This is a genomic window from Microtetraspora malaysiensis (assembly GCF_050947145.1).
GTDB lineage: Bacteria > Actinomycetota > Actinomycetes > Streptosporangiales > Streptosporangiaceae > Microtetraspora_A > Microtetraspora_A malaysiensis.
This window is the reverse complement of sequence record NZ_CP192000.1, coordinates 14,308-27,595: the sequence shown is the minus strand read 5'-3', so window position 1 is coordinate 27,595 and position 13,288 is coordinate 14,308. Positions and strand designations below refer to the sequence as shown.

Annotated in this window: 14 protein-coding genes and 1 pseudogene; 9 read left to right on the top strand and 6 right to left on the bottom strand. The window is 69.2% G+C overall.

What is annotated here, in order from left to right:
* The first annotated feature begins 537 nt into the window (after positions 1-537).
* Positions 538-816, top strand: coding sequence for a hypothetical protein (locus tag ACQP1V_RS43455; protein WP_433426506.1), 279 nt, complete (start codon positions 538-540; stop codon positions 814-816).
* Between the two features lie 398 nt (positions 817-1,214).
* On the opposite strand, the gene ACQP1V_RS43450 is transcribed toward ACQP1V_RS43455, so the two are convergent.
* Positions 1,215-1,868 (bottom strand): recombinase family protein, encoded by a 654-nt coding sequence (locus ACQP1V_RS43450; protein WP_433426504.1) that lies wholly within the window; start codon positions 1,866-1,868, stop codon positions 1,215-1,217.
* A gap of 324 nt (positions 1,869-2,192) precedes the next feature.
* Here ACQP1V_RS43450 and ACQP1V_RS43445 point away from each other — a divergent pair, with 324 nt between their 5' ends.
* The 6 genes from ACQP1V_RS43445 to ACQP1V_RS43420 all read left to right on the top strand — a co-directional run bounded on the left by ACQP1V_RS43445 (position 2,193) and on the right by ACQP1V_RS43420 (position 6,278).
* Positions 2,193-2,843 (top strand): HAD family hydrolase, encoded by a 651-nt coding sequence (locus tag ACQP1V_RS43445; protein ID WP_433426503.1) that lies wholly within the window; start codon positions 2,193-2,195, stop codon positions 2,841-2,843.
* Positions 2,844-3,176: 333 nt separating this feature from the next.
* Positions 3,177-3,278, top strand: coding sequence for a helix-turn-helix domain-containing protein (locus tag ACQP1V_RS43440; RefSeq protein WP_433426510.1), 102 nt, complete (start codon positions 3,177-3,179; stop codon positions 3,276-3,278).
* A gap of 158 nt (positions 3,279-3,436) precedes the next feature.
* The gene (locus ACQP1V_RS43435; protein ID WP_433426500.1) at positions 3,437-4,093 is read left to right on the top strand and encodes a PadR family transcriptional regulator; all 657 of its coding nucleotides are present in this window, start codon (positions 3,437-3,439) and stop codon (positions 4,091-4,093) included.
* Positions 4,090-4,845 (top strand): CPBP family intramembrane glutamic endopeptidase, encoded by a 756-nt coding sequence (locus ACQP1V_RS43430; RefSeq protein WP_433426498.1) that lies wholly within the window; start codon positions 4,090-4,092, stop codon positions 4,843-4,845. Before ACQP1V_RS43435 ends, ACQP1V_RS43430 begins: the two co-directional genes overlap by 4 nt.
* 320 nt (positions 4,846-5,165) lie before the next feature.
* Positions 5,166-5,399, top strand: a complete 234-nt coding sequence (locus ACQP1V_RS43425; RefSeq protein ID WP_433426495.1) for a hypothetical protein — start codon at positions 5,166-5,168, stop codon at positions 5,397-5,399.
* Between the two features lie 327 nt (positions 5,400-5,726).
* A complete protein-coding gene (locus tag ACQP1V_RS43420; protein WP_433426494.1) occupies positions 5,727-6,278 on the top strand; it encodes a hypothetical protein in 552 nt (183 codons plus the stop codon).
* Between the two features lie 168 nt (positions 6,279-6,446).
* Here the strand turns inward: ACQP1V_RS43420 and ACQP1V_RS43415 are convergent, their stop codons facing one another.
* The 3 genes from ACQP1V_RS43415 to ACQP1V_RS43405 form a co-directional block, all read right to left on the bottom strand.
* A complete protein-coding gene (locus ACQP1V_RS43415; protein ID WP_433426491.1) occupies positions 6,447-7,142 on the bottom strand; it encodes a DUF2306 domain-containing protein in 696 nt (231 codons plus the stop codon).
* Positions 7,143-7,830: 688 nt separating this feature from the next.
* Complete coding sequence (locus tag ACQP1V_RS43410; protein WP_433426488.1) at positions 7,831-8,760, bottom strand: carbohydrate binding domain-containing protein; 930 nt, start codon at positions 8,758-8,760, stop codon at positions 7,831-7,833.
* Positions 8,761-8,924: 164 nt separating this feature from the next.
* Positions 8,925-9,653: a hypothetical protein gene (locus ACQP1V_RS43405; RefSeq protein ID WP_433426485.1), complete on the bottom strand. Its 729-nt coding sequence runs from the start codon at positions 9,651-9,653 to the stop codon at positions 8,925-8,927.
* A gap of 1,362 nt (positions 9,654-11,015) precedes the next feature.
* Here ACQP1V_RS43405 and ACQP1V_RS43400 point away from each other — a divergent pair.
* Both ACQP1V_RS43400 and ACQP1V_RS43395 read left to right on the top strand, forming a co-directional pair.
* Positions 11,016-11,339 carry a DUF6247 family protein gene (locus ACQP1V_RS43400; RefSeq protein ID WP_067143985.1) on the top strand — a complete coding sequence of 108 codons (324 nt, stop codon included), beginning with the start codon at positions 11,016-11,018 and terminating at the stop codon, positions 11,337-11,339.
* Positions 11,336-11,581 (top strand): hypothetical protein, encoded by a 246-nt coding sequence (locus ACQP1V_RS43395; protein ID WP_433426482.1) that lies wholly within the window; start codon positions 11,336-11,338, stop codon positions 11,579-11,581. Before ACQP1V_RS43400 ends, ACQP1V_RS43395 begins: the two co-directional genes overlap by 4 nt.
* 225 nt (positions 11,582-11,806) lie before the next feature.
* On the opposite strand, the gene ACQP1V_RS43390 is transcribed toward ACQP1V_RS43395, so the two are convergent.
* The gene (locus ACQP1V_RS43390; RefSeq protein ID WP_433426479.1) at positions 11,807-12,388 is read right to left on the bottom strand and encodes a dihydrofolate reductase family protein; all 582 of its coding nucleotides are present in this window, start codon (positions 12,386-12,388) and stop codon (positions 11,807-11,809) included.
* Positions 12,389-12,454: 66 nt separating this feature from the next.
* Positions 12,455-13,276, bottom strand: a pseudogene (locus tag ACQP1V_RS43385) (helix-turn-helix domain-containing protein).
* Positions 13,277-13,288 lie beyond the last annotated feature (12 nt).

Genomic DNA, 13,288 nt, shown 5'->3' with positions numbered 1-13,288 from the left:
CCCGAAGTGCCGTTAAGAACGCTGGCGAGCTAACCGTTCGTAATGCTGGGATGTCGCCTTGTGGCCGACCCCATCGCGATGCGGTGGGACGGCCGGAGCCGGACGACCCACCGGCTGCCCGGCGAGACCCCGGTTGCCGCTTTCGCGGGGGCATATCCTCCACCCAGCACGCGACCCTCTGGACGATCAGCGAATAAGCCCGAGCTTCTGTTCAGACGGCTGAACCACGGTCTGGTACGGCGTAGCCGAGCGATGCGGTGGTTCGCTCAGCGATGGTGTGACACTCGCGTGGGTAGACGATCGCGGTTGCGTATGCGCTCACCCATATCTCTTTCGGCTGGGCGATCATGGGACATATGATCTTTCTGCCCGGAGTGATCTGGTTCGCCCAACGGTGTGTCGACGCACTTGGCGGCGAGCCGCACAACCTTGTCCCCGACCGAGCAAATTGGCCAGATCTGAACTACTCCTGCCAGCTCGATGGCGACACACCCGGGTAGGAACAGCGACCGCACCTGCTTCGCGGAAAGGGCCCCCATGAACACCCTTACAAAACGCATCGCCACCGTCGCCGCCACCACCGTCGTCCTGGCCGGGACCTTCGCGGCCCCGGCCTTCGCAGATGAAGCGCAATGGACCTGCGCCAAGGGCGCCCGCTCCTTCGTTTCCGATTCGATCGGTTACGTCATTCACGGCGGCGAATGCTCCGGCTCGGGCCTTGGGCCGGGACTGGTCACCATCCCCTCGGGCACCTACCACTGCACGGGCATCGGCTTCAACTCCAAGATCGGCCTGCTCAACGCTGCGGGCTGCTGACCCGCAGCGCCGCGAGCCACCCACCGTCTCATGCACGCTAGGGCGGGCGCGCCCGGAACCTCTTCCTGGAAGAGCCCGTGGCGAACCCTGCCCGGCTCCTCCACGGGCTCGACTCCACCGCCGTCCGCGAGTTCGGCACTCGCGAACGCCTGGGTGACGCGGGCGGGTGACAGGCACAGCCGGGCGGCGGTGCCTGTCACCCGCCCGGCCTGGCGTGGGTAGTCACAGCCTCCGCGGCCGACCACTGTCATGCCTACCAACGCGCAGTGCCGAACTCACCCGTGGCGATCACTCGGCCCGATCCAGAGAAAGGCCTCGGGGGCTAAACGGCCAGTGGCGATAACGAGCCCGCGGGGGACGCGCTATCGCCGCTGGCCGTTCCGATGGAGGCGGCCTGATTACTGGTCCGGCTGGGCCTGGTGAGGTAGCAGGTCGGCGAGCGCGGTCCGTACGGCGGCGCGGCTGACTCCGTGGGTGCGTGCGAGGGCCGCGATCGACGTGCCCTGATCCTGGAACGCCGCCCGCGCTTCCTGGCGCCGGGCGCCGTCGAGGGCGGGAGGCCGGCCGCGGTAGCGCCCTTCGGCCTCGGCGGCGGCGATCCCTTCGGCGGTGAGCTCGTTCTGCAGGTCGCGCTGGAACTGCCCGACGGCGGTGATCACGTTGATGAGCAGGGCGGTGGTCGCGTCGTTGGCCGCCAGGTCATGGAAGTTCGACAGCGGTCCGGACAGGACGCGCAGGGCGACGCCGCGGGCCTGGCACCAGTCGCGGACGGCGTGGATGTCGACCAGGTCGCGGCAGAGCCGGAACAGCTCCGACACTGTCAGGACGTCCCCGGGGTGCGCGGCGGCGGCGACCTTGGCGAACGCGGGCCGCTCCAGCGCGGGGATCTTGGAAGTGGTAGCCGGGTCCTCGAACAGCAGCACGCCCTCGGCGGGGCGGAATCCTTCGGCGACGCCTTCGGTCCGGACGAGGAGGCCGGCCTCGGTGAGGATGTGGCGCTGCCGCAGCAGTGACTGGGTCGCGGTGGACACGCGGGAGTAGACGATCCGCACTAGGTGCTCCTCGAGAAGGTCGGAGCCCCTTTTACCTGTCGGGAAATCCTGTCGTCAATTCAGACGCGAATTCGACCGCCTGGGGCGGTGTTTCGTCACCCGGTGTCCGGTTTTCCGGGTGGTCGCGGACCGGTTCGGTGGGGTGTCGGGAAACCTTCTAATCCCGACACCCATCACGCGAATCCAATGGCGCCGTCAGACCTACCTGGCGGCCGGGGACACGTTCGGGAGCGGAGGGCCGGCTCCGCGAGGCCGCCCCTGGGGCCACCAGGGTCAGCCGCCTTCCCTCGCCGCGAACCACCGTGATCGGATTAGGCTCTCCGGATGATCACTCCGATTGAACTCGTCATTTTCGACTGCGACGGCGTGCTCGTCGACAGCGAACGCATTGCCGCGCGCCTCCACGTCGCCGTGGGCGCCGAGCTGGGCTGGCCGCTGACCGAAGCCGAGGTAATCGAAAAGTTCATCGGCCGGTCGCCCCTCTCCAACGGAGAACAAATCACCGCCCGAGTAGGGCCGCGCCGGGCCGCACTCTGGCAGGAGAGATTCGAGCAACTGCACCGCACGGCCGTCGATGCCGAACTCACCCCGGTCGATGGCATCCTCGAAGTCCTCGACACCCTCACACTTCCCAGCTGCGTCGCCTCTGGCGGCAGCCACGACACGATGCGCCACACCCTGGGCCACACCGGGATCTACCCATACTTCGAAGGCCGCATCTTCAGCGCCAGCGAGGTCGCCCACGGCAAACCGGCCCCCGACCTGTTCCTGCACGCCGCCAAGCAGATGGGCGTCCACCCCTCGGTCTGCATCGTCGTCGAGGACAGCAAATACGGGATCCAGGCAGCCCGCGCAGCCGGCATGCGCGCTCTTGGCTACGCCGGCGGACTCACACCCGCGAAATGGCTCGAAGGACCAAACACCACAGTCTTCGATGACATGCGCGAACTCCCGACACTCCTCGTACAAACCTGACCGACCATGACTCCGCTGCCCCGCTGGTAGGTGTGGGCCCAGTCGCCCACGGCGACGGCCAGCGCGGCGAGTAGGCCCGCGCGCCAGTCGAGCAGGACGCCGGGTGTGAGTAGTTGAGGTACAGGAAATCCCGGCAAGATTGATCTTGGTCGGCTGGCACACCGGGTGCGGGCACGGCCGGGGTTCGCGGAAAGCTCGCCGGACGGGCGTCGGTGCTGGTTACGGTCCGCCTCGTGCCGGTGGAGTTTCTGACTGATGAGCAGGCCGAGGCGTACGGGACGTTCACCGAGGTGCCCACGCGCCCGGAGCTGGAGCGGTGCCGAGCTGGCGACGTTGCGCCGCCTCGTCGACGAAGGCGTCAGCGTCACGGAGGCCGCCCGCATCCTGAAGCTCTCCCGCAGCACGGCCTACGCCGCACTTGCCGCCGATCAGTAACCAGGCAACTTGTGAAATACGCGCTCCCTATTCTCGCAAGTGACCCTGCGCCCTTGTGAACCGCCTTCCGGGGACCTGCCGGGGCCCGGGAACACGATCTGCCAACGGCCTTCCGATCTTCTTCCCAGCCACCGCACCAGTCCGGCATCGTGGGAGATATGCCGCGTCTCCCCCGCGCACCCCGCCCCGACGGCGCCGCCGAGCCGCGGCCGGTCAAGCTGCTGCACATCGGCGCCGCCCTGGCCCTCACCCTGGCCGCCGCCACGCTTCTCGCCGGCGGACTGCTGGCCGGGGGCCTGGCCTGGATCGGCCTGCCGTCCACGCTCACCCTCGACACCGGCAACCTGCTGGAGATCATCAAGATCTCCCTCGCCGTGGTGGGAGGCATCGGCGGCGCCGTAGCCCTGGTCGTCGCCTACCGCTCGCAGCTCTACGCGGAGCCGCAGCGCCTGGTCACGCTCGGCCTGGTCTCCGCGACGCAGGAGGAGATCGGCCGCAGGCGGCGGACGTTCGCCGTCACCGACACCGGGCGCGAGGAGCTCGTGCGCTGGCTCGGGGAGCCAGCCGAGGCGTCGCAGCACCGCGACCCGGCGATGCTCAAGCTCTTCTTCATGGACGCCGCCCCCGAGCTCATCGAACCCCTCGCCCGCCGACGGGTCGAAGAGCTCTCCGGGACGTTGCGCTTCCTCGAACAGCCCGGGCTCGGGGGCGTCCAGCCGAGCCATCTGCGGGTGCTCACCTGGGGGAGAGCGACCGTGCGCGCCAACCTCGCCTTCTGGCGATCCGTGCTCGACGACCTCGGGGGAGAACGATGATCAAGCGGGATCCGCTGCTCGCCTTCTTAGCCATGGCCTACCTGGGCTCCTGGATCGGCTGGAGTCCGTGGTGGCTGTCGCAGAGCGGGGTGGGGCTTCTGCCGTACGAGCTCTCGCTCCCGGCGATCGCGGGCGTCAACCAGCTCGGCCTGTTCGCCGGTCCGTTCGCGGCGGCGATCGTGGTCACCCGCGTGGTTGAGGGGCCTTCCGGGTGGCGGCGGCTGCTGCGGTGGCGCGCACATCCTGGCTGGTACGTCCTCGCTCTCGCGGTGATCCCCTTCGTGGTCGCCGTGGGGTACACCGTGCAGATCGGGGCGGCGGCGGCCGTCACCTACGTCGTCTACCTGATCGGCGGGCCGGTCCAGGAGGAGCCCGGCTGGCGCGGCGTAGCGCTGCCCCTGCTCCAGCGACGGCTGCATCCGCTCGCCGCCGCGTCGGTGCTCGGGGTGATCCACTGCTTCTGGCACGCGCCGCTCTTCCTGACCCGCGAGTGGGACACCGCGAGGAGCGACGCCGGGCAGCTCGTCGCCTACCTGGTGCTGACGGTCGCGCTGTCGATCGTGCTGGCGTGGCTGGTCAACGGGTCGCGGGGGAGCATGGCGGTGGCCGTCCTCGGGCACAACGGCGTCAACTGGGCGCTCTTCCTGGCGGGGACGACCGTCATGAGCACCTGGCCGGCGGCCCTGGGCCTGGCGGCGCTCGCGGTCGTGGCCGTGGCCGTGACCAGAGGGCGGCTCGGCGTGCCTCAGTAGCGGTCGAGGTGCCTCGAGACCGTTGTCATGTGCAGGTCGGGCCCCGATCACTCGCGGAGTGCGCTTCTCGCAAGTGACCTGGAACCCCGGGTGACGCACGACATCTTCCGCGACCAGGGGGCGAGCCAAGGGGATGGTTCACCGTGGAGGTCAGGCATATCCGTTGGAAATTTCCCCCGTACTACCGGGACCCCTCGAAGGGGGCGGGCCGCTTCATGTCGGCAGGCAGACATACGCGAACCGCCAACTCTTGTGACGAATCGTCCCGAGGGTCGTACCGTGGGTAGCCATAGCTGCCCCCCACTCCACGGAGGACCGATGTGGAGCCAGCAGACAGCCGGGTCATCCTGTTCATCGCCATCGCCTTCGCCCTGTTCATCGCGGGGAGGGCCTTCCAGCGGATGGTGGACCGGTGGCGAAACTGGCGGAACACGGTCGCGTCGATCCCCGGGCTGCGTCAGACAGCGTTCGGCGGGGTCAGGGTGATGTTCAAGGTCGGCGCCATCGCCGCGATCGTGCTGTTCCTCGTGGTGCAGTTGGGCCGCTACATGTAGGCAGCTACCAGCGGCAGGCGGACCGGTACGGCGGGTCTTTCGCCGCGGCTGGCGGAGGTTCCGCCTCAGGCGCCGGAAGGCTCGCGCAGGCTCCAGACAGGTGCAGGACCTGGTGGATCCACGCCTGGACGGCTGCCGAGGCGGGCGGCGGCTGATGTGCCGGATCGTGCTGCGTCACCTGCGGTTTCTCCCCAGCACAAAGCCCGTTTAACAGCATGTTGGAAGCTAGAGAGATTGCAAGGATCCGGGTTCTCGCGTGCCTTGAGCCTGCGCACGCCGATCGCTAGAGTTTCGTCACGCATCTCCGTGACGAAAGCAGGGCCGACGATGGCAGCAGAACCGGACTACGACATGGTGGCGGCCCGCATCCTGCGCCGGATGCGCCCCGAGATCGCGCAGGAGTTCCTCGCCTCGCCCGAGTGGCAGGCCATCCCCGCCGACCTGCGCGAGCGCATCTATGTGGCCGATGCGCGCTGGGAGGAGATCGAGCGCCGTGCGCGGCTCGATACGTCACCGGCCGAGCGTGACGAAACCCCGGTGGCGGCGACGCAGGCCGACCCCGAGCCCGGGGAGTGCGAGGGATGCGGAGGCCCGGTACAGCGCGCCGGCACCGGCCGACCGGCCCGCTTCTGCTCCCAGGCGTGCCGCCAGCGCGCCTACCGGATCCGCAGCACGCCGACGACCGCCACCAGCACGGCGCACCACCTGGCCGAGCGGGTCGCCACATCCGCGAGGCGGGCCGCCGACGCCATCACCGCCCGCACCGACGCCGGTCCTGATCTCGGCCGGGCTCGCGCCGCGCTTGCCGAACTGGCCGCCATGCGTGACGAAACCACCGCGACGGAACCGGCCACCGGCCACGAGAGGAGCCGGCAGTGATGGCCCTTGGGGAGTATCGGAACGGGAATTAGCGGTAGAAGACCGGTCTTGATTCCGGTTCGGTGACGGGTCTCGTTTTTCCTGGTCAGCGGGTCGTACGGTCCTCGGCATGCCTGTCGAGTATCTGTCGCGTCGGCTCGCTAACGCCACTGACCGTTCCGTTGTCGATCAAGCCCCGACACTCTCCAACGGGGACGGCGGTCGGCCGGACCTCCGGATGAGGATCTCCGCCACGATGAGGTTGACGACCCACCCGAGAGCCTGCCCGATCGGGATCATGGACTGGGCGCCGGCGGCGAGCGAGCCCGCGCCCCCCGTACCGCTGAACGGGATCTGGGCCAGCAGGAAGAGCGGCACCAGGATGCGAGAGGTGACGGCGAGGAAGGTGAGCGCGTAGTTGCGCATCATCCAGTGCCGGTGGCGGACGAAGTCGCGGCGGCGGGCGGCCCGGACGGCGAGCCAGCCCGTGATGAGCCACAGGACGGCGGGGATGGTCAGGCCGATCTGGGTGATGACGCGGCCTGACAGCAGCGCCACCGGTACGGCGGCCAGCGCGGAGGGCAGCACCCCCGCCAGGAGGTAACAGCGGCCGATCGTCCGGTGAACCCGCCGGCGCGCCCGGATCGCGGGAATGAACTGCAGCGGGCCGAGCACGAGCGCGACCAGCGCGGTGAAGACGTGCACGACGAGCAGGTAGTAGTACCACTCGCTGGTGACGTCGAGCCTGCTGGAGCCGCTGTCGAGCCCAAGGTAGGGGCTGATGAGCACGGCGCCGAACCCAGCCGCGACGATGAGCATCAGCCAGACCTTGCGGGCTCGCGCCGGCTTGGCGGCGGCTGGCAGGCTCTGGTTGTGGTGGATCATTGAGCTTTCCAAGGTCTAGTGGTGGGGCGGTGCTGAGGCACGCTCGGTGGCCGCCAGCCGTGGACCGCGTCGCCGTGTCTGAGAAGGGAATCGCCGCCTCGGCGGCCGGCCAGCCACAGCCCGGCATCCCGCAGCACCACGGCCGCGCGGGGTTGGACCGCAGCGCCATGCGTCCCAGGGCGCAAGGCCGCCGCACAGGTCAGCCCGCCCAGCCCGCCCCCGATCACCACGGCTTTCACGTTGCGCTCCCTTTCCTGCGCTGATCCAACAACCGCCCATCATGGGATGCGGCGGATCCTCCGGCATCAGCCCAGGAGCGCGACCTCGGCTACGCAAATCGGTGTACACGGACAGGTCGCAACCCGATGCGGGGGGTACAGAAGTGCACGCGGGCGAGCACGGCGTAGGTCGGCGGGAGTACGCACACTGTCGTCAAGAGGATGAAGACGGCCGATCTGCCGTCCCCGTAGCAGCCCCGGACACCGCCTCAGATCACACCACCAGCGAGGCCCCCGCACCAAGTCAGCGCGGGGGCCTCGCCTCATGACTCCGCCTGACGGCGAGGGGTTCCAAAAATCGGCCCGAGACTGAGGGCCAAGATCGAATGCAAATTTTCTCTACGTCTTCAAGGGCGGCCCGCTCCCTCCGGGGCTTGCGCCAGGACGGCCGGACCGCTGCGCCCGGCGTTCTAGTCGGTGAGCAGGATGTCGTCCAGGCACAGCGTGTACGGCGCGTCCGCGCCGCCCAACTGGAACAACACCTGGGCCTCCCGGTCCGAGGTCTTGGCGGTGTTCTGGTAGGCGTAGGTCCTGGACCCGGTGCCGACCTCGGGGTAGCCGTCCACGATCGCGGTGTGCGTCTCACCGCTGCCCTGGACCACCGACCTGATCTTCGCCGTCCGCGTCGCCGACGCCTTGAAGCTCAGCCGGTACGTCTTCCCGGCCGCCACGGCGATGCCGCTCTGCCCGACCATCGAGGCCCACACGTTGTCACCCCCCGCGGGGACCTGGGCGCACAACCGCCCGCCCGTCACCGTGATCGGGGTGTTCTTGGAGGCCCACCAGCCCTTGACTCCGTTGTCCAGCGAGCCGTTCACCACGCTCTGGTGCACGGGCACAAGGGAGACATTGTCCAGGCACAGCGTGTACGGCGCGTCCGCGCCGCCCACCTGGAACAACACCTGGGCCTCCGAGTCCGACACCTTGGCCGTGGCCGCGTAGGTGAACTTCTTCGGGCTGCCGCCGACCTCGGGGTAGCCGTCCACGATCGCGGCGGGCTTCTCGCCGCTGCCCTGGACCACCGACCTGATCCTGGTCGTCTTCGTGGCGGTCGCCTCGAAGCTCAACTGGTAGGTCTGTCCAGCCTGGACCGCGATGCCGCTCTGCCCGATCATCGCGGCCCACATGTTGTCACCACCTGCGGGGACCTGGGCGCACAACTGCCCGCCCGTCACCTTGATCGGGGTGTTCTTGGAGGCCCACCAGCCCTTGACTCCGTTGTCCAGCGAGCCGTTGACCACGAGGTCGCCGGCGGGCGCGGCGGCGTACGCGGGAGTCGCCGCCGCGGCCATTGCCACGAAGGCACCGACGGCGATGAGACGCATCGAGAAAGGATTCATGAAAAATGATCTTATATCGAATGAAAACTTCCTGCGACATAAATTTCCTGCGACATCAAGGCGGCCCGCCGCCGCGCACGACGGCCAGCACGCGCGGTCGGCCGACCCCATGACCAATGGCCAGCCACTCGACCGCCACCTGAGACCGGCCGAGCCTGGCAGGGTCATTCCTCCGGCGAGCGGCGGGCCGCCAGTTCGTCGGAAGCCACCTCCAGCTGGTCGAGCCGCTTCCGCACCCCGGCGACCTGCTCACGCACCAGGGCGACGGCGGTCTCGCCCGATGTGACGGGCGCGGGCAGGTTGATCAGCGTGTGGGGGCGGCGGCCGATCCCGGCGAACACCGGCAGCGATACCACCGCCCACGCCAGCACGGCCACCCCCGCCGCCAGGGCCTGGCCGGCCGCGGGGCTTCCGGCGTAGACCATCGCCACAGTGCCCGCGCCGTACAAGGTCCAGGCCAGGCGCACAGCCCAGGACCGGAACCAGCCGAGCAGCCACAGGACCACCCCGACCACCGCCCACGCCTTCCACAGCGTCTCGGCGGTGATGGGCAGTCCCGCAGCGTGCTCGGTGAGGTAGGCGTGGACCGGCTTGGTGATGACGTCCATGAACTGCGAGGAGGTCGCCGCGTCCACCCCTCCGGCAGCGGCGCCCGTGGCGGCGCCCACGAGGGCTTTGCCGATCGCGATCACCACCCACAGCGCGGCAAACACGACGGCGAGGAAGGCCAGGACCGCCGCGGCCATCACGGAGATGAGCACGGTCTTGCCGCGAGTGCTGTCGACGCCGTACCGGCGATCGACCTGGCCCAGGAGTCTCTCGTAGAGGGTGAGCAGCCTGATCAGCAGGGGTTCATCCGTGTCAGTTTTGCGGGGGCCGGCCGATTGGCTCATAAGCAGTGCTCCCGCTTGCCGAGATCATCGCTCATACCGCCATAGGAACATTTCGCGGGAGCCAACGCACCCCCTGGAGAAAATGATCGGCCGACCGACGCCGACCAGTCCCCGACCCGACTCCCAGACAGCCAAGGCCGTGACGATCGCCGGGGGTGCCTGGCAGCCGCACGTGGTCGGGGCGATCGCTCACTTCGGTGCTCGCCTTACGTGATCCGGCTCGCCTGCCCTAATTCGCCCAGATATGACCGCCCCCGCCGATAACAGCTCAGTAAGCCGTCCCTTTCAGACGCCACAACGGCGGGCACCCTCGGCCACAGTAGGGACAAGCCGATCACGGGGGAGGGCGAGATGCAGCAGTACGGCGAGCACCCGACGACCCCACGCGGCCGCCATCCCTACGGCGGAGCCGCGGGCCAGTCCAGGCAACACGATCCCGCGCAGCCCCTCGGCCCGGACGGGCCCGCCGACGAAGTGGCCACAGACGAGTTCGCGCGCATCGCCAGCACCCCACAACCACCCATCACTGCCGCCCGCTGGCGCCTGCCGTATGAGGTGCGCGACCGACTGACCAAGCCCGCACTCGTCCTCGGCTTCCTCGCCTGCACGACCGCGGGCATCAGCCTCGCCAACGCCCGCCCTGCGCCGCCCGCGCGCCACGGCGCGGCAGCAGCCAGCCCCGCCCCCAGACTTGCCGAGGCCCGACCCCGCATCCTGCCGCCGACCGCCAAGCACTCCCCTGCCGCCGTCGCTCCGTCGCCGGCGAGGACCCCCAAGCCGAAACCCCGGGCAGCCGAGCCGCCAGTGGCCCGCCCGCTCGCCAAGCCGGTGATACTGGCCGAGCCACAGACGAGGCGGACGACGCTAGAGCCCGCCCCTCACCGGGAGGCACGCACCCCGCGGCCGCGCCCGACCGAGCGTAGTCGCCGCAAGCCGCCCACATCTCGGGGCCTTCCGCCCGGTCCGGCATGGCTCCACGACCCCGACCCCTGCAGCGGGTTCCAGCCCTTCCAACAGCCCACCTGCCACGCATTCCTTGGCCGGTGACGGGCCCACGCTCGGACTAATCCGCCGATTACGCCGCGTGGCCCGCGTCGACCGCTGCACCTGGCTACGGTCGGCCCTCGTGATCCCGGACGAGTGCCCGCACGAGGTCGCAGTGCCACTGGTCGACGATGGGCCGACCGGGGGCCGGTCCGTCGTCTGCCTATGCGGTGCCCGATGGACGCGCCGGGCCGACGTGCCTCACGCGGTCGCGCTGCGCCTCGATGCCCGTCTCGGCGCCGAGGCATGGACACCGACCAGGGCAACCGGCCCGGAGTACCCTAAAGGCGCACATGACCATGAGGCAGGGAGGCAACCGTGTCAGCTCAGCCCATCGAGCCCCACGGCGCCGGGGCCGGCCACGATCCCGACGAGATCCTCTCCCGTCTACCCGAGCGCTACCGCGCCCGTTTCCTCGCCGACTACCGGGAAGCGATGATCGCGGCGGCTCACGAGACGTGGCGATGGAAGCACCTCGCCGAGGTGCTCAACCTCTGGCACCTGCGCTCGCTGACCTACTCCCAGCCCGGCTACGACCAGGCCCGCGCCGATGTCGCGGCCGGTCTGCCCGGCACCCCCGCCGAGGATGTCATTCCCGGATGGGCCGAGCTGGTCGCCGAGCGCACGAGCCGCAGCGCGTGAACTACGCGGTCAACTTCCACGCGTCGGCTTCCTCACAGATTCCGGGGCTTCCCGCTGAGGCGTTTCGCGCCCTGGTCGACGAGCTGCTCATCATCGGCGCAGACCCTCACCACCGCGGCTTCCCCGATCCCGACGATCCCAGATACCGCGAGCAGGTGTTCGGCGCGGTCGGCCTGGCCTCCTACCTGATCGACGACGCCGCCAAGGTTGTGCACGTGTACGCGATCACCTGGGCAGGCTGACCGCTGCGCTCGGCAGGGCTACGGCTGGCCGCCTTCGCCCGCGGGTAGCTCATCACTTGCGGACTCTTTGACGAACGTGCCCCGACCCTGCACCGACTCAATGAGCCCTGCATCCCGGATCGGCGTCGGCTGCCCGACCAGGGACAGCGATGCGCAAGCGCAGCCGGAGGCCCGATCTTGTGTCACCGTTCGCAGTGGACTTCTTCGCGTACCCGCTCAGATCGGTCAACGGCGCACCCGATAGCGCAGGTGAAGCACCCGGTTGCCCTGAATCACCACGTCAGGATCCTCCAACAGGTGCTGCGCGTGGACCGACCCGAAGTAGCGCTTGCCGGACCCGAACACGACGGGTACGACGTCCATGCGCACCTCGTCGATCAGGCCCGCGGCAAGCACCTGGCCACCGACGTCGCCAGCGGCGACCTCGACCATGCGGTCACCCGCAAGCTCCTGCGCCTTGGCCATGGCTGCCTCGACGCCGTCGATGAAGTGAAACGGCGCCTCGGGGTCCCAGCCCTCGGGCATCGGCCGGTGCGACACGACGACCACGTGATCGATGCCGCCCGGCGGCTTCCCGTCCCAGCCGTCCGTCAGGTCGAATACGTGGCGGCCGACGATCGTGACTCCGATCTGGTCCCAGTACGTCCGGGTGTAGTCGTAGGACGTCTGCGACACCTTCAGCTCGCCGCTCTCGTCCAACGGGACGTCACCGCTGGACAACCAGTCGAACAGCGGCCCGGGCTGGTCATTCTCGTCCGCGACGAAGCCGTCCACCGACACCGAGCTGTACATGACCACCTTGCCCACGGGGCTCTCCTCTGCTTTGGGGTGCCCCCAAATTAACGTGTCGTGAACTGTCGCTCTTGTAAGAAATCAATCGGCCGGCAGCGGCCAGCCGTCCAGCGCGTGGCCGGGATGTTCGCGCAGGAACCGCCGCCGGACTTAGACGTACCGGGTCGGCGTGAGCCCGGTGAACGCCCGGAACTCGTGGCCGAAGTGGGCCTGGTCGAAGTAGCCTGCGCCACCGGCGAGGTCGCCCCAGTCGATCGGTCCGGCGGGGTTGATCGCGAACACGGTGGCGGCGAAGCGGTAGGTGCGGGCCAGCCGCTTCGGCGTGACGCCGATGAGCTCCTTGAACCGCTGTGCCAGATGAGTGCTGCTGACACCGGCTGCCACGCTCAGGTCGCCGATCGCCACCGCCCCGCTGGTCGCCGCGATGACACTGCTCGTGTGGCGGACCAGCCCCAGGCCGGCGGTCTCGCACAGCCGTCGCATTAGCTCCTCCTCGAGCAGCGTCAGCATCTCGTGCGGTCCGTCCGCCGTGGCCAGCCGGTCTCGCAGCTCAGCAATGGCGGGCCGACCTCAAACCTGCTCTACCGTCACAGGCCAGTCACACAGCTCGGCCGCGGGCATCGGCAGGAACGGCGCCATCTCCCACGGCTTGAAGTGCACGCCGACGGACCGGGTCCGGAGTGGGTAGCCGAACTCCAACGCGCGGGTGGGCATGGTGACCACGCAGCCGTCGGCGTACTCGGCCGTCTCGATGTCGGTGCCGGCGCGGATGCGGAACGGCGCCCCGAGGTTGACGATGAGCAACGCCGACGGCATCGGCGGCAGCGTCAGCCGGGCGTACGGCGGCGCACCCTCCAGGTAGTAAAGGTCGTCGATCAGCCCGTCCAGCGGCGGTCGCGGCACTCTGGACACGTA